General features: G+C 36.2%; 17 protein-coding genes, 3 tRNA genes and 2 rRNA genes. 18 read left to right on the top strand and 4 right to left on the bottom strand.

Going from position 1 to position 17419, the window contains the following annotated elements:
* The 4 genes from SM124_RS16785 to SM124_RS16770 form a co-directional block, all read left to right on the top strand.
* Positions 1–108 (top strand): 23S ribosomal RNA (locus SM124_RS16785); the annotation flags it as partial.
* A 134-nt stretch (positions 109–242) separates the two neighbouring features.
* Positions 243–359: ribosomal RNA gene (rrf, locus tag SM124_RS16780) — 5S ribosomal RNA — on the top strand.
* 158 nt (positions 360–517) lie between these two features.
* A tRNA-Ser gene (locus SM124_RS16775) sits at positions 518–608 on the top strand.
* An 8-nt stretch (positions 609–616) separates the two neighbouring features.
* Positions 617–690: transfer RNA gene (locus SM124_RS16770), tRNA-Arg, on the top strand.
* 94 nt (positions 691–784) lie between these two features.
* Here the strand turns inward: SM124_RS16770 and lexA are convergent.
* Positions 785–1408 (bottom strand): transcriptional repressor LexA, encoded by a 624-nt coding sequence (lexA, locus tag SM124_RS16765; protein ID WP_322447669.1) that lies wholly within the window; start codon positions 1406–1408, stop codon positions 785–787.
* A gap of 158 nt (positions 1409–1566) precedes the next feature.
* On the opposite strand from lexA, the gene yneA reads away from it, so the two are divergent.
* The 9 genes from yneA to SM124_RS16720 all read left to right on the top strand — a co-directional run bounded on the left by yneA (position 1567) and on the right by SM124_RS16720 (position 11135).
* Positions 1567–1899, top strand: a complete 333-nt coding sequence (yneA, locus tag SM124_RS16760) for a cell division suppressor protein YneA (RefSeq protein WP_322447668.1) — start codon at positions 1567–1569, stop codon at positions 1897–1899.
* A 10-nt stretch (positions 1900–1909) separates the two neighbouring features.
* A complete protein-coding gene (locus tag SM124_RS16755; protein WP_322447667.1) occupies positions 1910–2557 on the top strand; it encodes a YneB family resolvase-like protein in 648 nt (215 codons plus the stop codon).
* A gap of 75 nt (positions 2558–2632) precedes the next feature.
* Positions 2633–2866, top strand: coding sequence for a DUF896 domain-containing protein (locus SM124_RS16750; protein WP_322447666.1), 234 nt, complete (start codon positions 2633–2635; stop codon positions 2864–2866).
* Positions 2867–3095: 229 nt separating this feature from the next.
* Positions 3096–5096 (top strand): transketolase, encoded by a 2001-nt coding sequence (tkt, locus tag SM124_RS16745; RefSeq protein ID WP_322447665.1) that lies wholly within the window; start codon positions 3096–3098, stop codon positions 5094–5096.
* Positions 5097–5365: 269 nt separating this feature from the next.
* Entirely contained in the window at positions 5366–5803 is a 438-nt protein-coding gene (gene sirA, locus SM124_RS16740) for a sporulation inhibitor of replication protein SirA (protein ID WP_322447664.1), read from the top strand.
* Positions 5804–5889: 86 nt separating this feature from the next.
* Positions 5890–6102 (top strand): YneF family protein, encoded by a 213-nt coding sequence (locus SM124_RS16735; protein WP_322447663.1) that lies wholly within the window; start codon positions 5890–5892, stop codon positions 6100–6102.
* 177 nt (positions 6103–6279) lie between these two features.
* Positions 6280–7350, top strand: a complete 1071-nt coding sequence (locus SM124_RS16730; RefSeq protein WP_322447662.1) for an SDR family oxidoreductase — start codon at positions 6280–6282, stop codon at positions 7348–7350.
* Positions 7351–7588: 238 nt separating this feature from the next.
* A complete protein-coding gene (locus tag SM124_RS16725; protein ID WP_322447661.1) occupies positions 7589–9337 on the top strand; it encodes an ABC transporter transmembrane domain-containing protein in 1749 nt (582 codons plus the stop codon).
* Between the two features lie 4 nt (positions 9338–9341).
* Positions 9342–11135 (top strand): ABC transporter ATP-binding protein, encoded by a 1794-nt coding sequence (locus SM124_RS16720; protein WP_322447660.1) that lies wholly within the window; start codon positions 9342–9344, stop codon positions 11133–11135.
* Between the two features lie 81 nt (positions 11136–11216).
* Here the strand turns inward: SM124_RS16720 and SM124_RS16715 are convergent, their stop codons facing one another.
* A complete protein-coding gene (locus tag SM124_RS16715) occupies positions 11217–11387 on the bottom strand; it encodes a Spo0E family sporulation regulatory protein-aspartic acid phosphatase (RefSeq protein WP_322447659.1) in 171 nt (56 codons plus the stop codon).
* 359 nt (positions 11388–11746) lie between these two features.
* Here SM124_RS16715 and SM124_RS16710 point away from each other — a divergent pair, with 359 nt between their 5' ends.
* The 4 genes from SM124_RS16710 to SM124_RS16695 all read left to right on the top strand — a co-directional run bounded on the left by SM124_RS16710 (position 11747) and on the right by SM124_RS16695 (position 14753).
* Positions 11747–12454, top strand: a complete 708-nt coding sequence (locus tag SM124_RS16710; protein WP_322447658.1) for a cytochrome c biogenesis protein CcdA — start codon at positions 11747–11749, stop codon at positions 12452–12454.
* Between the two features lie 192 nt (positions 12455–12646).
* Positions 12647–13006 (top strand): response regulator, encoded by a 360-nt coding sequence (locus SM124_RS16705; protein ID WP_322447657.1) that lies wholly within the window; start codon positions 12647–12649, stop codon positions 13004–13006.
* A gap of 138 nt (positions 13007–13144) precedes the next feature.
* A complete protein-coding gene (locus SM124_RS16700) occupies positions 13145–14122 on the top strand; it encodes an alpha/beta hydrolase family protein (protein ID WP_322447656.1) in 978 nt (325 codons plus the stop codon).
* 148 nt (positions 14123–14270) lie between these two features.
* Positions 14271–14753 (top strand): CcdC family protein, encoded by a 483-nt coding sequence (locus SM124_RS16695; protein ID WP_322447655.1) that lies wholly within the window; start codon positions 14271–14273, stop codon positions 14751–14753.
* Positions 14754–14841: 88 nt separating this feature from the next.
* Here SM124_RS16695 and SM124_RS16690 read toward each other — a convergent pair whose 3' ends face one another.
* Complete coding sequence (locus tag SM124_RS16690) at positions 14842–15276, bottom strand: DUF2621 domain-containing protein (RefSeq protein WP_322447654.1); 435 nt, start codon at positions 15274–15276, stop codon at positions 14842–14844.
* A gap of 168 nt (positions 15277–15444) precedes the next feature.
* Here SM124_RS16690 and SM124_RS16685 point away from each other — a divergent pair.
* A tRNA-Sec gene (locus SM124_RS16685) sits at positions 15445–15541 on the top strand.
* Between the two features lie 307 nt (positions 15542–15848).
* Here the strand turns inward: SM124_RS16685 and SM124_RS16680 are convergent.
* Positions 15849–17396 carry a M1 family metallopeptidase gene (locus tag SM124_RS16680; RefSeq protein ID WP_322447653.1) on the bottom strand — a complete coding sequence of 516 codons (1548 nt, stop codon included), beginning with the start codon at positions 17394–17396 and terminating at the stop codon, positions 15849–15851.
* Positions 17397–17419 lie beyond the last annotated feature (23 nt).

Here is a 17419-nt window from a genome sequence, read left to right as displayed (position 1 = left end):
AGCGCAAGCTAGTAAGATCCCTGAAAGATGATCAGGTAGATAGGTCAGAGGTGGAAGCATGGTGACATGTGGAGCTGACTGATACTAATCGATCGAGGACTTAACCACATTATTGGTGATTACTCGATGTTCTTCTTCTTCATTCATTATCTAGTTTTGAGGGAATAATGTTTTTTCACGGTAGTGAAAAGAACTTTTCTTTTATGATTTTTCACGAGAGTGAAAAAATTTTTCCTTAATAGTCTGGTGGCGATAGCGAGAAGGTCACACCCGTTCCCATACCGAACACGGAAGTTAAGCTTCTCAGCGCCGATGGTAGTTAGGGGCTGTCCCCTTGTGAGAGTAGGACGTCGCCAGGCAAAAGACAAAGAGAATTCTCTTTGTCTTTTTTAATCGCTTTATAATGGTATTCATTATAATGTTTTCGTTTAGACCTATATCTACAATGAACAGTTATTTAGAGTTCAAGCTTGGCCAGTAGGAAGTAGAGTAGATGGTTCGAGTCAATATTTGTTAAGGGGAAGTACTCAAGAGGCTGAAGAGGCGCCCCTGCTAAGGGTGTAGGTCGGTCAACCGGCGCGAGGGTTCAAATCCCTCCTTCTCCGCCAGAATAAATGTGCCTTTAGCTCAGCTGGATAGAGCAACGGCCTTCTAAGCCGTCGGTCAGAGGTTCGAATCCTCTAAGGCACGTAAAAATTACGTTTAGTATATAGTACAAAACACAGTATTGCATGATAGTTTAATAGAAATGAAAAAAAGCAAACTACAAGTTTGCTTTTTTTCATTAGTATATTTTTCTATATACACCAATTACTTTTCCAAGAATCGATACATTTGTTAAGATGATTGGCTCTAGTGTTGAGTTTTCCGGCTGAAGACGAATATAATTCTTCTCTTTAAAGAATCTTTTAACTGTAGCCTCGTCTTCTTCCGTCATCGCTACAACTATATCGCCATTATTCGCTGTTTGTTGTTGTTTAACAATGACATAGTCTCCATCTAATATTCCTGCTTCAATCATACTATCTCCCATAATCTCTAACATGAAGACTTGCTCATCAGAAGGTGCTAAACTTTCTGGTAATGGGAAATATTCCTCAACATTCTCAATGGCTGTTATAGGTAACCCAGCTGTAACTTTTCCGATCACTGGTACATTTACCACTCTACTCTTAGGAATATGAGAAGTATCATCTAATTCCAAAATTTCGATTGCTCGAGGTTTAGTAGGATCACGGCGAATAAGTCCTTTACTCTCTAGTCTAGCTAAATGACCGTGTACAGTAGAGCTAGAAGCTAGTCCAACTGCTTCACCTATTTCTCGAACGGATGGTGGATATCCCTTTTGTTTAACCTCTTCTTTAATAAATTCAAGTATATCTAATTGTCGCTTCGATAACTTTACCATTCTTAACGCACCTCGTATGGTTTTAATTAGCTTAATTATAGCATGTATTACCATTAGATACAAACATAAGTTCGAATTTTTGTTTGACACAAACAGATGTTCTGTTTTATAATCATATTAATTAAACGAACGTATATTCTATTTGAGGTGTTTCTACAATGAAAAAAATTTGGGATCAATATTCTTATGCTATTATTCTAGTGGTATTATCTTTTACAGCAACATTACTTCTATTATTTTCAAACCATACAAATGCGGCGAATAATGAATATATGACTGTAACCGTTCAAGAAGGGGAATCATTGTGGCTTCTATCAATGAAATATGAAGAAAACCATCAATTTTCATCTAATGAATTTGTAAAATGGGTGGAGAAGAAAAATCATATTAATGGTGATAGAATAATGCCAGGTGATACACTAATCATTCCTGTTATTTCTGAAACCATCGATTTAAGTACAGAACTAGCAAGTTCAGCAGATAGTAATTAAAGGGGTATATATGAGAGCAGCAATCTATTGCAGAGTAAGCACAACTAAAGATACTCAAGAATCTTCACTGCAAAGGCAGCAGGAAGAATTAATTGAATTGGCTAGAAAGAATCAGTTTGAAGTACATAGTATTATTTCCGAGCAAGCTAGCGGATATGATATAAGCCGGGATGGAATATTAGAAATTCTCTCATTAATAAAGGATAAGGAAATTGAAATTGTATTAATTCAAGACGAAACCAGGCTAGGTAGAGGGAATGCCAAAATAGCTTTATTGCATTGTATTTTAAAAGAAGGCATAAAAATCTATAGTGTCTCACATAAAGGACAAGTTGAACTCTCTGAGTCCGATTCCATGATTCTAAATATAATAAGTATGGTTGAAGAGAACCAAAGGAAGTTACATAATGCAAAAATCAGAAGAGGTATGAAGAGAGCAATAAGCAATGGATACCAGCCAGAGAATAACTTAAAGAACTTGGGCTTGAATTCAGGACGTGAGAAAATTGAGGCTCCATTAGAGGAAATAATTCGTTTGAGAAGGAATAAATTAACTTTTTCTGAAATTGCAGCCACCTTACGTGGGTTTGGTTATGATATATCAAAAGCTACTGTTCATAGGAGATATCAAGAATATATAAAAGATAGAGAAGAATAAGCTCCTTTTCCTTGTCAACTGAACTAGTTTTTAGTAACATGGTTTTTATTCTAGGTTAGTTAAAGGAGTTTAAAAATGCTATCAAAAGAAAAAATGGCTAGAATTAATACATTGGCTAAAAAAGCTAAAGAGACAGGCTTAACACAAGAAGAAGCTAAAGAACAATCAAAACTTAGAAGCGAATATTTACAAACGTTTCGTTCTAATATGTTAAATACCCTTCAAGGAGTTACAATTGTTGACCCAACAGGGGAAGATGTAACACCGGAAAAGCTTAAACAATTAAAGAATAAAAAAAACTTACATTAATATAAATAGGGGAATACTTTTATTGTATTCCTTCTATTTCTGATTCTAGCAGAAGTATTTCAATGAAATGATAAATATAAAACCTGTGCTTACATATGTAAATAAATAATGTGACAAAATATTAAACAAATGGCCTTTTTAATGTTTTACTGGCCCAAAGTGTTGTACAAAGAACTTAAGTCACTATAATATTATAGATGTACGATTTTTCTTGAGAAGGGATGATATTATGTTTGAATCAGTTGATACATTATCAATAAATGCGATTAGAACGTTATCCATTGATGCGATTGAAAAAGCAAATTCTGGCCACCCAGGGATGCCAATGGGTGCTGCTCCTATGGCTTATACATTATGGACTCGTTATATGAATCATAACCCTAAAAACCCGGAATGGTTTAACAGAGATCGATTTGTATTATCGGCTGGACATGGTTCCATGCTATTATATAGTCTTCTTCATTTATCAGGTTATGATGTTTCGATGCAGGATATTAAAGATTTTAGACAATGGGGAAGCAAGACACCTGGACATCCAGAATATGGTCATACACCTGGAGTAGATGCTACTACTGGTCCACTTGGCCAAGGTATTTCGATGGCTGTTGGAATGGCGATGGCAGAGAGACATTTAGCAGCGGTTTATAACAAAGATGAATATAATTTAGTTGATCATTATACATACAGCATCTGTGGAGACGGAGACCTGATGGAAGGGGTTTCTGCAGAGGCCGCCTCACTTGCAGGACATTTAAAATTAGGTCGTTTAATTGTACTTTATGATTCAAATGATATTTCTCTAGATGGAGATTTAGATCGTTCTTTCTCAGAAAGTGTGGAAAAACGTTTTGATTCTTATGGATGGCAATATATTAGAGTAAATGACGGAAATGATTTAAATGAGATTGCTAATGCATTAGAGTCTGCAAGAGCAGACCAAAACCGTCCTACTTTAATTGAGGTTAAGACGGTCATTGGGTTCGGTTCGCCATCGAAAGCTGGTAAGTCAGATGTTCATGGAGCACCACTCGGAGCAAATGAACTAAAGCTTACTAAAGAAGCATACAAATGGACTTTTGAGGAAGATTTTCATGTTCCACAAGAAGTATATGACCAATTTAAAAAGCTTGTTGCAGAACAAGGTGAAAATAAAGAAACAGAATGGAATGAACTCTTTAACAGTTACAAAAACGAATATCCTGAACTTGGCTCTCAATTAGAGAAGGCTATGAAGGGTGAATTAGTGGAGGGTTGGGATCAAGACCTTCCAGTATATGAAGAAGGTAAAGCTCTAGCTAGTCGTGCTTCTTCGGGTGAAGCGTTGAATGCTATCGCTAAGAACTTACCATTCTTTATTGGTGGTTCTGCTGATTTAGCTGGATCTAACAAAACAATGATTAAAGGAACAGGTGATTTCACACCTGAAACTTTTGATGGAAGAAACATTTGGTTTGGTGTACGTGAATTTGCAATGGGTGCTGCTTTAAATGGTATGGCTTTACATGGTGGATTAAAAGTGTTCGGTGGAACATTCTTTGTTTTCTCTGACTATTTAAGACCTGCTATTCGTCTAGCGGCATTAATGGGATTACCAGTTACTTATGTATTCACTCATGATAGTATCGCTGTTGGTGAAGACGGACCGACTCATGAGCCTGTGGAACAATTGGCTTCTTTACGTGCAATGCCAAACTTAAATGTTATCCGCCCAGCTGATGGAAATGAAACAGCTGCAGCGTGGAAACTTGCATTAGAATCTACTAACCAGCCGACAGCGCTTGTGTTAACTCGTCAAGATTTACCGACTATTAAGGATACAGATAAAAATGCTTATGATGGGGTTTCAAAAGGTGCTTATGTCATTTCGCCTGCAATTAACGGAAATCCACAAGCATTATTATTAGCTGCTGGATCAGAAGTTGGTTTAGCGGTAGAAGCACAAAAAGCACTTGAATCAGAAGGAATTCACACTGCAGTTGTGAGCATGCCTTCTTGGAGCAATTTCGAAGCACAGTCTAAGGAATATAAAGACAGTGTTCTTCCGAAAAATGTGAAGAAACGTCTTGGTATTGAAATGGGATCATCTTTAGGATGGCACCGTTATACAGGAGATGAAGGTGAAGTATTAGCGATTGATCAATTCGGTGCATCTGCTCCTGGTGAGAAAATCATGGCTGAATACGGATTTACTGTTGAGAATGTTGTTTCACGATTAAAGGCATTATTATAATAAGCAGTATTTGAAAAACACTGGGGAACCAGTGTTTTTTTATTGGTTTCAAAAAGAAGGTATAAGTCCTCTTCACTATCCTACTATTTTTCACTTCCTCATTAGAACTCTCAATGAAAATATAGATTCGACAAAAGAAGTGAAAGTTTTTGACGTTGTAAGACAAATGTTACAGTAACCTTTCTATATAATAGAGAAATGAAATCTAAATAATTGGAAAACTAATTATGTTTTAAGATAAATAGACTTTTTTGAGGAGGGTTTTGTACGTGAGAACTTATCAGTTATATTTAATTGAAGACGAATTTGCCTCCCATTACTTTGGTAGAGAAAGAATGTTTTTTGATTTATTTCGTGAGTATAGTCATTCATTTGGTGAAATGAGCCGAATTCTAGCTAAGCAAATTAACTATATTACAAAGCCCGTTCCTACTTTACGACTCCATCAGTATATTCATCAACAGTTGCAAAGACGGAGGGATTTTCGAACGGAAAAAGGTGCATACTATATATATAATGGAAAGATTAGTTCAGCAAAGCTCGAAGTGTTTGATAAATACATAATTATTGAAGCGGAAGGGAATTATGATGCGGAAACGATTTTCTTTGAAATTTTAAGGAAAATGGAAAGTTCTTTTCTAGCAATTGATTTAGACCACCATCGTTATGGCTGGTTAAAGCCAATTAAAGAAAGAAAATTTATTTAAAAGAGAGAAATTCTTAAGCAAATCTTGTATAATATAGTTTGGTTTAGTACACTGTATGATAGACAACTTGAAGGAGGAAATATAGTATGTGGGGATACATTCTAGTAGGTATACTAGCATTACTAGCTGGTGTAGCACTAGGATTTTTCATTGCTCGAAAATATATGATGAGCTACCTAAAGAAAAATCCACCAATTAACGAACAAATGTTAAAAATGATGATGATGCAAATGGGTATGAAGCCATCGCAAAAGAAAATCAATCAAATGATGTCAGCGATGAACAAGCAGACGAAGTAATTCGAATGTGTTCGAGGGTTGCCTTGATATCGTTTGACTACTAATTCTACTGTTTGATAAAACCACTTTTCTGTTGTAAATCAATGGAATCGTGGTTTTTTTTATTGGCATTATCATTATACCGGTGTAAGGTTATATTTGTAGATAATAAAACTTTATAGGAGTGTATTCTATTTAATGAGGATCTTACTTACAGGTGCGAATGGCTTTTTAGGTAAAAAGGTCGCAATGGATTTATTAGATGAAGGACACGAGTTGTATTTGCTTGTTAGAAATAAGAATAAATTAAAGACTTTTTTCGAAGAGTTACCGGGTTCTGAACAAAGGTCAAGAGTGCATGTTTTAGAAGGGGATGTCACGAGTACAAATCTAGGGTTATTAGCAGAAGAAATACAAGGGATAACGTCTAGTATAGATGCTATTTACCATATGGCTGCATTACTATCTTTTGACCCAAATGATAGAGATTTCTCCTATAAAGTCAACGTGGACGGAACGAAACATGTACTTGATTTTGCTGTTACGATTAATTGTAAAAAATTCTTCTATGTAAGTACTGCCTATACGATTGGAATGGAGTCTGAAGGATTTGAGGAATTATACTCAACGGATAGAGAGTTTGTTAATTATTATGAAGAAACGAAATGTATAGCCGAGCATCTTGTCCTTTCTTATAGTGATCAGTTATTCGTATCGATTTTACGGCCTGCTATTATCATTGGAGATTCAAAAACAGGACAAGCAGATACTAGTTTTGGCTTATATGGATTTCTAAAAAGTTTGTATTTGTTAAAAAGGAAAATGGCTAGAAATCAGGACTCAAGAGATAGGAAGTTCCATGTTAGAATAAACTTAGACGTAAATTCTAATTTAGTCCCTGTAGATTATGTATCCATGGTATTCGTTTCAGCACTTTCCTATGCAAAAAATAAAGAAATCTTTAATATTACGAACCCAAACCCTCCCATTCATAGCGATTTGATTAGAGTAATAAAAGAAGTGCTAGACTTTCCGAATCTTGAAACCATTAGTTTTGATTCGGATTACCAACTAAGAGAAGATGAGATGCTGTTTAATAAACCTCTTGACGTATTTAAAAGCTATTGGAGTCACAGTAGACGATTTCCTTGTGAAAATACGAAGAGGGTATTAGAGCTCTCAGGAAAGACTCCTTTAGACATGGATGAGAAGATGTTACGAACCATTATCCATGGATTTGTTGATAAGAAAGTTCCGGTACTAAAATAATAAATCATTCAGAAAGAGCTTGTCGCAAGCTCTTTTTTAGTTGTTTATTTTCATTAGCTTTACTTCTAGTTAAGAAATAATAATCTTCCATATTTTTTAAATATTTGGTAAAATAGCTGAGTCATATTGATTATGTAGTTGTTCAATTTTCTTACGTGTTACATGTTTTTATAGCTTGTATAAATTATTTTAGAAGGATAATGTTACAGGCTTCTATTTTATTTCGGAGGATGTATTCATGAAAGTTTTTCTTCAGCTTATGTGGTTTTTTAAACAGGAGAAGAAGGCTTACGTAACAGGTATTTTAATCTTACTGTTCGTCGCTTTTTTACAGCTGTTACCTCCTAAGGTCATCGGTATTATAGTGGACCATATCCAGGAGGATACGTTAACGGGGAGTATTTTAGGGAAGTGGATTGTTGCTTTAGTAGCGGCTGCCCTAGTGATGTATGTGTTGCGCTATTATTGGAGGATTATGATTTTTGGTTCAGCTGTGAAGCTATCGAGGTTGCTTCGTAATAAGCTTTATCATCACTTTACTCAAATGTCACAGTCTTTTTATCAGAAAAAGAGAACAGGGGATTTAATGGCGCATGCGACAAATGATTTGTCTGCTATTCAACAAACGGCTGGGTCTGGTGTACTGACGCTTGTCGATTCCTTAGCAACGGGTGGCTTTGTAATCATTGCAATGGCGACAACGATTAGTTGGAAGCTTACCCTTATTTGTTTAATTCCTATGCCTTTTATGGCGTTATTAACGAACTGGTACGGAACTCTTTTACATAAGAGATTTCATAAAGCTCAAGAAGCTTTCTCGAACTTGAACGATAAAACCCAGGAAAGTATTACGGGGATTAAGGTTATTAAAACGTTTGGGCAAGAGAAGGAAGATATTGAGGATTTTCGTAAACAATCAGATGATGTCGTTCAGAAAAATATTTCGGTTGCTAGAATCGATTCACTTTTCGACCCGACGATTTCGATTATTGTAGGGATTTCCTTTTTCTTAGCGTTAACGTTTGGTTCGAGATATGTATTACAAGGTGAATTAACGATCGGTCAGTTGATTTCTTTTACCACCTATTTAGGACTGTTGATTTGGCCGATGTTAGCTTTCGGTTGGTTATTTAATATAGTAGAGCGTGGCCGTGCTTCTTACGATCGTGTGTCTGAACTGTTAGCAGAGAAAGCGGATATTATTGACGTGGAAGGAGCGGTTGACGAAACGCCTAGTGGGGATATTGAGTATAATATTCATAGTTTTACCTACCCGGATGAGAAGGAACCTATGTTAAAAAACATTCATTTTACTTTAAAAAGAGGGCAAACTCTTGGAATAGTAGGGAAAACAGGTGCTGGTAAGACTTCACTATTAAAACTACTTATTCGTCAATTTGAAAGCAATGATGGTGAGATTTTGTTTGGCGGGAAGAAGCTGCAAAACTATCAAACTTCAAGCTTAAGAGAAGCGATTGGTTATGTTCCTCAGGATCATTTCTTGTTCTCAGCTACGGTTGGAGAAAATATTGCTTTTGCTAAACCGATGGTAGATAAATTAGAGATCTATCATGCAGCGACGGTGGCGAATATTCACGATGATATTTTGATGTTTACGGATGGATATGACACGGTTGTTGGGGAGAGAGGGGTTTCCCTATCAGGTGGACAAAAGCAACGAATTTCGATTGCTAGAGCACTAGTGATGGATCCAGAGGTATTAGTGTTAGATGATTCCTTGTCGGCGGTTGATGCAAAGACGGAGGAAGCCATTTTATCTGCGTTAAAAGAGAACCGCGGTGGAAAAACAACGATGATAACTGCTCATAGACTAAGTGCCATCCAGCATGCCGATTTGATTATTGTCCTAGATGAAGGGGAGATTATTCAAAAAGGTACACATGATCAATTGATGGAGCATGATGGCTGGTATAAAGAGATGTATCTACGTCAACAGCTTGAAGAACTTGTAGAGCATGGAGGATAAGAGGATGGATGAAAAAATAAAGGTGGAGAGTGGGAAGGAGCAGCGAAAAGTTCTTTATCGACTGTTAGCCTACACAAAGCCTCATACAAAAACAATCGTCCTTGCGTTTAGCTTATTGCTTTTAACGACCATTGGGGATATTTTAGGACCGATTTTAGTAAAAATCTTCATTGATGATTATTTAACACCAAGAAACCTGCCATTCCAGCCATTACTCATGCTGGCTTTGGCGTATATGGGGATTCAGATTGGAAATGTGTTAGTTTCCTATTTTCAACTATTAAAGTTCCAGGAAATTGCGTTAAAAATTATTCAACAAATCCGCATTGATGTGTTTTCAAAAGTACAGTCATTAGGATTACGTTATTTTGATAAAACGCCAGCGGGAAGTATTGTTTCAAGGGTAACGAATGATACAGAAGCAATTAAGGATATGTTCGTGACCGTTATTGTGACGTTCATTCAAAGTGGGTTCTTAATCATAGGGATCTTTGTTGCGATGTTTATTCTCAATGTAAAATTAGCATTTTTCTGCTTGTTTATTTTACCGGTAATCTTTTTCATTATGCAACTGTACCGAAAGTTAAGCTCACGTTTTTATCAAGATATGAGGGAACGCTTAAGTCAGTTAAATGCGAAGCTGAGTGAGTCATTATCAGGAATGGGGATTATCCAAGTGTTTCGCCAAGAGAAACGCCTTCGTGCGGAGTTTGGGGAAATAAATGATAAACATTACCAGGCAGGGATGAAAAATATTAAGGTAGATGGTCTACTTTTACGTCCCGCGATTGACCTTGTTTATGTTGCCGCAATTATTCTTGTGCTAAGCTTTTTCGGAATTACTTCCTTTAATAATCCGATTGAAATTGGGGTTTTATACGCGTTTGTTAACTATTTAGATCGTTTTTTTGAGCCGGTTAATAATATGATGATGCGTCTATCTTTATACCAACAAGCGATTGTTGCAGCATCACGTGTGTTTAAGCTCCTAGACGAAGAAGAATTAGCTCCTGCTCAAACTAGTAAAGCTGGTTCTATTGAAGAGGGCGAAATTGAGTTTAGAAATGTGAGCTTCTCTTATGATGGAAAACGAGATATTTTAAAAAATATTTCGTTTACAGCTAAACCAGGAGAAACCGTTGCATTGGTCGGCCATACAGGTAGTGGAAAGAGCTCGATTATTAATCTCATGATGCGTTTCTATGAATTTGAACGTGGAGATATTTTTATTGATGGACAGTCGATTAAAGATTACTCTGCTGATGAATTGAGAGTAAAAATGGGGCTTGTACTTCAAGATCCATTCCTGTTTTACGGTACGATTATGGATAATATTCGTCTTCATAATACGGATTTATCGGAAAAAGAAGTGGAAGAAGCTGCGGAGTTTGTTCAAGCCCATACGTTTATTGATAAGCTAGAGGACGGCTATCATCATAAAGTAGTTGAGAGAGGGTCCACTTTCTCTAGTGGTCAAAGGCAGTTGATTGCTTTTGCTAGAACGATTGCGGCTAATCCGAAAATACTTGTGTTGGATGAAGCAACCGCCAATATTGATACGGAAACAGAAGAGGCGATTCAAATCGCGTTAGAGAAAATGAGAGAAGGCCGAACAACGATTGCCATTGCTCATCGACTTTCTACTATTCAAGATGCGAATTTAATCTTAGTTCTACATCAAGGGGAAATTGTTGAGCGCGGAACCCATCAGGAGCTGTTAGCGAAGAGAGGGTTATATCATAAAATGTACTTATTACAGAACGGCTCTGAGGAGAAATTAGAGGATGTCGTAGGTTAATATTGGATGAAGTCAGAGGTTGGGCTTCCTTTCCACATAAAAAACCGCTTAAGTTCAAGGTGATGAACTTTAAGCGGTTTTTTAATGCGTCTGAACCTTTTTTATAAAAAGACGATTGTACTCGTTTAGTAACGTATCAAGCTCTTGGCTATAGCGGATGGCGATAGAGGAGCTTAATCCATTTTTCATTGCTACCTGGATTAATTCAGCTCGTTTGTTTTCTATTAAGGTGAGGAGATCTTGTTTCGACACGGCTGATATTCCTTTCAAAATATATTTCTATTATTCTAGTAGAATGCTATCTAATTTGTAAAATGCTGAGAAATACTTGCAATAACTGTATGTCCCTAATAAAGTATAACGGATTTTGGTAATTAATACAAAAGGAAAATGTTAAAATCCAATATTTTGTTAAATCTTTGTATATGTTTGTAAATCCTGATTCATAAAATATGATTAATAACTTGTTTAACTTTAAAAAAACTTTAATAGATGGAGGATTTTCACCTATTATTATCTTGTACACATAATGTTCACAGTCAATTCATTATCTTTTCAGTAGAAGATTTGTTAGAATGAATGTTGAATGAGTAAAGCTAGGAGATGTTAACATGTCAGATGTGAACGTATTTATTGCTCTCGGTGCGGGCTTTTTAAGTTTTATATCTCCCTGTTGTTTGCCTCTATATCCCGCGTTTTTATCATACATAACGGGAATGAGTGTAGGGGAGTTAAAATCGGAGAATGCTTTATTACAAAAACGTAGCTTCATGCATACGATTTTTTTCTTATTAGGATTCTCAATTATTTTTATCGCTCTAGGATTCAGCACGTCCTTTATTGGTGAGTTTTTTGCGGACTACAAAGATTTAATTCGTCAGCTAGGTGCTATTTTTATCGTATTTTTCGGATTTATAATTGTTGGAGTACTGAAGCCAGAGTTTATGATGAAAGATCGAAAATTTAATTTTAAAAACCGTCCGTCTGGATATTTTGGTTCGGTTTTAATCGGAATTGCCTTTGCTGCTGGCTGGACGCCTTGTACTGGTCCTATTTTAATGACGGTTTTTGCTTTAGCGGCGACCAATCCAGGGTCTAGCCTTGTGTATATGATTGCTTATACGTTAGGATTCGCTGTTCCATTTTTAATCCTTTCGTTCTTTATTGGGCGCATGCAATGGATTCGCAAGCATAATGTTCTGATTATGAAAGTTGGCGGCTACATTATGATTGTGATGGGTGTTGTGTTATTCTTTGACTGGATGACTAAAATCATCGCTATTTTCTCTAGCTTATTTGGTGGGTTTACTGGGTTTTGATTACATTTCAATGAACGAAATATCGAAATTTGTCGGATTGTATACATTGAACTTTTAGGTATATTTAGCTATATTTAAGTAAGTGTCCTTCTGAAAAAGAAGTTTGTTTTTCCATCATTATGGAAACATATTAGTTTGAATGGATTAATTATATAGAGATTTTTTCGTTGAAAAGCCAAGGGGGAAACAACGATGGCTAGAATATTAATTGTGGATGATGCAAAATTTATGAGACTGACCCTATCGAACATTTTACAAAAAACGAACCATGAAGTCGTTGGGGAAGGTGAAAATGGGAAGGTTGCGATTGAATTATATCGTGAACTAAACCCAGACTTAGTAACGATGGATATTACGATGCCAGAAATGAGCGGACTAGAAGCCGTTAAGGAAATTAAAAAAGAATTCCCGAATGCCAAAATCATTATGTGCTCAGCGATGGGACAACAAAAAATGGTGGTCGAAGCGATTGAAGCGGGAGCGAAAGACTTCATCGTAAAACCTTTTGATGAAGGAAGAGTGCTTGAAGCAATCAGTCGAGTATTATCTTAATAATAGAAATAAGAGCTGCTTTGGAGAATTCCAGAGTGGCTTTTTTTATAAAGAAAAAAATTTTTAATTTCCGGTGAACGATTTTCTACTCTCAGTCGTATTAACTATAACAAATCAAATTGAGGGTGGAAAATTAATATGAAAAGAGAACTTGAAGTGATGATACCTGCGGCTTATCCTTTAGCAGGAACTTTAACTTTACCAGAGGGTAATCAAGAGAAATATCCATTAATAGTATTTGTGCATGGTAGTGGGGATATTGATAGAGATTCTAATGCAAAGGGCTTAGCCATTAATATTTTTAAAGAATTAAGTGATTTAGCAGTTGCAGAAGGGTTTGCTACGATTCGTTATGATAAAAGAGGGGTTGGCGAGAGTAAAGGAGATTTTCTAGAAGCAGGTGTGTATGATCTGATTGATGATGCACAAGCGGTTTTGGAATTTGCAAAAAAACAACCTGGGATTGACCCTGACAGAGTGATTTTACTTGGTCATAGTGAAGGATCCATTATTGCTCCATTTGTAAATGAACGTGTTCCAGTTAATGGAATGGTCCTTCTTGCGGGTACGGCAGAGTGCTTGGCTAGAACAACAGAATGGCAGCGAGAAAAAATGATGGAAGATGTTCGTTCGTTAAGAGGCTTCCAAGGTTGGTTATTGAGATTATTAAAGCTAGATCAAAAGATAGAGAAGATGAATGAAGATATGTCAAAGGCAATCTTAAGTACCGATGCAGCTGTTATTAAACATAAAGGTAAAAAAATAAATGCAAAATGGAATAGAGAGCATGGAGTTGTTGATGTATCTAAAGTGTTAGTTAATGCCGAATGCCCAGTTCTAGCTATCACAGGAACAAAGGATATTAACGTTAAATTAACAGATTTAGATAAAATGCGTGAATTGATTCCAGGAGAGTGTGAAACTCATGTGATTGAAAATATGAATCATATTCTTCGTAAAACAGATAAAGAAGGTTTTTCTACTATCATCAATGAGTATAAAAAGATTGTGAAACAGCCTGTTGATCGTGAATTGAAAGATCTATTATCAGGATGGCTTAGCGAGTGGAAGAATAGAGAAGCGACGGTTGAAGCTGCTGAATTAGTGATGAAATAAGGGAAAACAGATCCTTGTGGGTCTGTTTTTTTGCATTGTCAGAAGTCTGCCTTTTCTTATTTTCGCTTTTTAGGCTATAATAATAGTTAAATCGATTGGTATGGTGAAAACAATCAAACGAGAATTTAAGAGATAAAGGATGAATTATATGAACATGGTTGTTGCTTCTTCGATAGGAGCGATTTGCATGGCTGTTTTTGTCATGTTCATCCGTATGAAAGCGGCTAAAAGGCCTGTTTCTGCGAAAAAGATTATATTACCACCGATTTTTATGAGCACAGGGGCATTGATGTTTGTACATCCGATGTTTCGAGTCACGCCTCTTGAAATATTAGAAGCAGGGTTAGTCGGTATGCTGTTTTCCATTTTATTAATTAAAACTTCTAACTTTGAAATTAGAGAGAATGAAATCTATTTAAAACGATCTCGTGCTTTTATCTTTATTTTAATTGGATTACTAGTGCTTCGTATTATTGCCAAGCTTGTATTAAGCTCATCCATTGACTATGGCGAACTAAGCGGAATGTTCTGGATTTTAGCGTTCGGGATGATCGTTCCGTGGAGAATTGCGATGTACATGCAGTATCGAAAGCTTCATCAAAAGTTGCAGTCGGATATTAAAGCGATATGATGGGAAGGACGCCAGGTTGGACTGGCGTTTTTTTATGCATTTTTCTTAAAAATGAAAAATGAAAAAACCGTTCAGTACTTGAACGGCTTTAAAATAGATGCTCATACGGTTGTACATCTATTTGTTTTTCGAACAATTTTTTACGTAAAAATTTATGATCACGCTTTGGTGTAGCTAGAATATATCCTCGAATGACTAATTCTTCGTCAATTCTTTGTCGCTTTTCATTTAACGCAAGTTCACCAATTTTACCCGCAATTTTTTGCCTAGCTACATCACGGAATAATTCTGGAACAGGGCTCACTAAATCTTCTAAAAGAGCTTTTTCTTCTTGGTCCCATAAATGGATGGTCTCTTTTACATAATGCTCTTCCCAGTCTAAAATGGACTTGCCATCCTCTTTTGGCATGCGTTTGAGGAACTTTCTGAACATAAAGTAGCCGCCAATCGCAAACATCCCTACTAAAACGACAACCCAAAAAAGGATAAAAACTAAAAACCCACCATCAAGTTGTTGATGCATTATACTCACCTACAAAACATTATTTACATTGTCTATTATAGACTTGATAGGGTGGATTCGACAAGCGTTCACTGTTTTTTAAGAATGAGGGGGACCTTCTAATGTTGGATTGCATGCTAATCTATTGAATAAAGAAGATGGAAACGGTATAATGATAGTTGTCTTCATGGGGCTGATTGTGGTGCTGGTGCCCGCCACGGTCTTCAAAACCGCTTGTGTCCTGCGTGCCAGGATAGCTGGGTTCGATTCCCAGGCAGTCCCGCCAATTGGAATTTTTTATCGTCTTTAAGTATAAAGTTATTTGTTCTGTTAAATAAATCCATATAGTAGAAATAACCCCCTATACATTTTATAGGGGGTTAATTGCTTGCATTCAAATAAAAAATTGGTATAACAGAACACTAACTCATTATCTTCGCAAACCATGGAAGTAATGTCAGTGGAAGTAAAAGAGAAACTTCTGTTTGGTTCTTCATTATCAGTATCAACAAAACCAAGCGTAACCGTATACGGCTTCCGTTAGCAATCAGGAATAATAGATACCATTGGTTGTACAGTTATACAGTCCAAACTTACTCCTCAAAAGAGATCCAATCACTTAACTGATTAACATCTTTGATCTGGAAAAATGACCTTGTGTATCTTAGCCACTCGTTTGCATCCACTTCTTTATAGGAATAAAGGTTAAAATAATTTCTTAAGTATTCTATTCCTTTATCAGCATTTGCGTCAGATAATTTCCATAGCTCTAGGGAAGAGTTTTCATACACGGAAGCCGAGTAGGAAACCGGCTGACCTTTATATTCCGGAACAGATAAATTAGATGGTTTCATTTTACCGTAATCGCTTGCCATTTCTATGACAGCGTCTGCTCTTGAAAATACACTAATAGGCTCTTGGTTCTTACCCTTGATAAAAAAGAGGTAGGCAGCATAATTTGTTAAGGCTTCATCAATCCATGCGGTATAGTATGGATGATTATTAACCATTCCATAAAACCACTGATGAGCCATTTCATGTACAACGGTGTGAGAAATATCTCCGGCTGCAGATGTAGATACCGTAACAATTCCAGGATACTCCATACCACCTTGATCCATAATGATGTCTAATTGTTTATGAGGGTATTTACCGATATTTTTATTAAAAAATAGTAGAGTTTCTTCTGCTAAATTAAGGTATGTTTCTCGGTTCAAATCCTCTTCTTTATAGCTAAACACCCGGATCTCAGTACCATCTACCACTCTCTTAGAGACGTTCATATTTTTCATAAAAGTTATATAAAATTCTTTTATTTCTTCTCCATGTAGGCTTCCTTTACTACTCGCTTGTGTAGGGTCATTGTCGGCTGAGCTTGCTACTACATAATCATCTGGTAGCTGATAATTGACTGTAAATTGACTAAAATCATTATGATAGGATTCTCCTCCATGTTCATAGTCTGTCTTGTCCCAACCAGAATGATAAGTAGATAACATTGGGTACCACTGGGCTAAATAGGAGTTTTCACCAGCCTTTGAAAACCGTATACCGTTAGTAGGAACGGTAAAACTATATGCTACTTCGACATTCAACTCCTGATTCGGATTTAGTGGATGATCTAGAAGTAATTGAAGGGTATCCTTTTGCAGCTTATAATCCACTGATTTCCCATCAACTAGAACTTCGCCAATATTGACAACAGCTTGACTCTCAAGGAACTCTGGCTTGTTTTTTTCTGTAAAAGCATTTGGAATAAAATAAAAAATCAAATCTCCCCATGTGTCTTTTGATAAATTTTTTATATTAATATTTGCCTTTACATCAAAAACCTCGTCCTCTTTAAGAGTAACATCTAAATGATAGGATGCTTCATTCTCATTTTCTCTAGTTTGAGTCTTAAATGAGTCAAGAGGCTCTAGTGGAAGGCTCTTATCCATTTTAATAGGTGTGGATTTCTTAAATACAATCGCTTCTTCCACGTTTTCTTCTTGTTTCTCGGTATTCTCTTTTTCTGTATCTTCTACTGTCTGAACCGTCTCTGCCTTTTTATCTAAATCTTCTTTCTTACCAGTCGATTCATTACTACAACCGCTAATAAGCATGGCTATAAACGTAAAACAAAATAATATTCTTTTCAAAAATCTCTCCCCTTTTTCTTATT

It is taken from the genome of Robertmurraya mangrovi (assembly GCF_034427655.1).
GTDB lineage: Bacteria > Bacillota > Bacilli > Bacillales > Cytobacillaceae > Robertmurraya_A > Robertmurraya_A mangrovi.
Note: the sequence above shows the minus strand (reverse complement) of the source record. Positions and strands in the feature narration are given on the sequence as shown.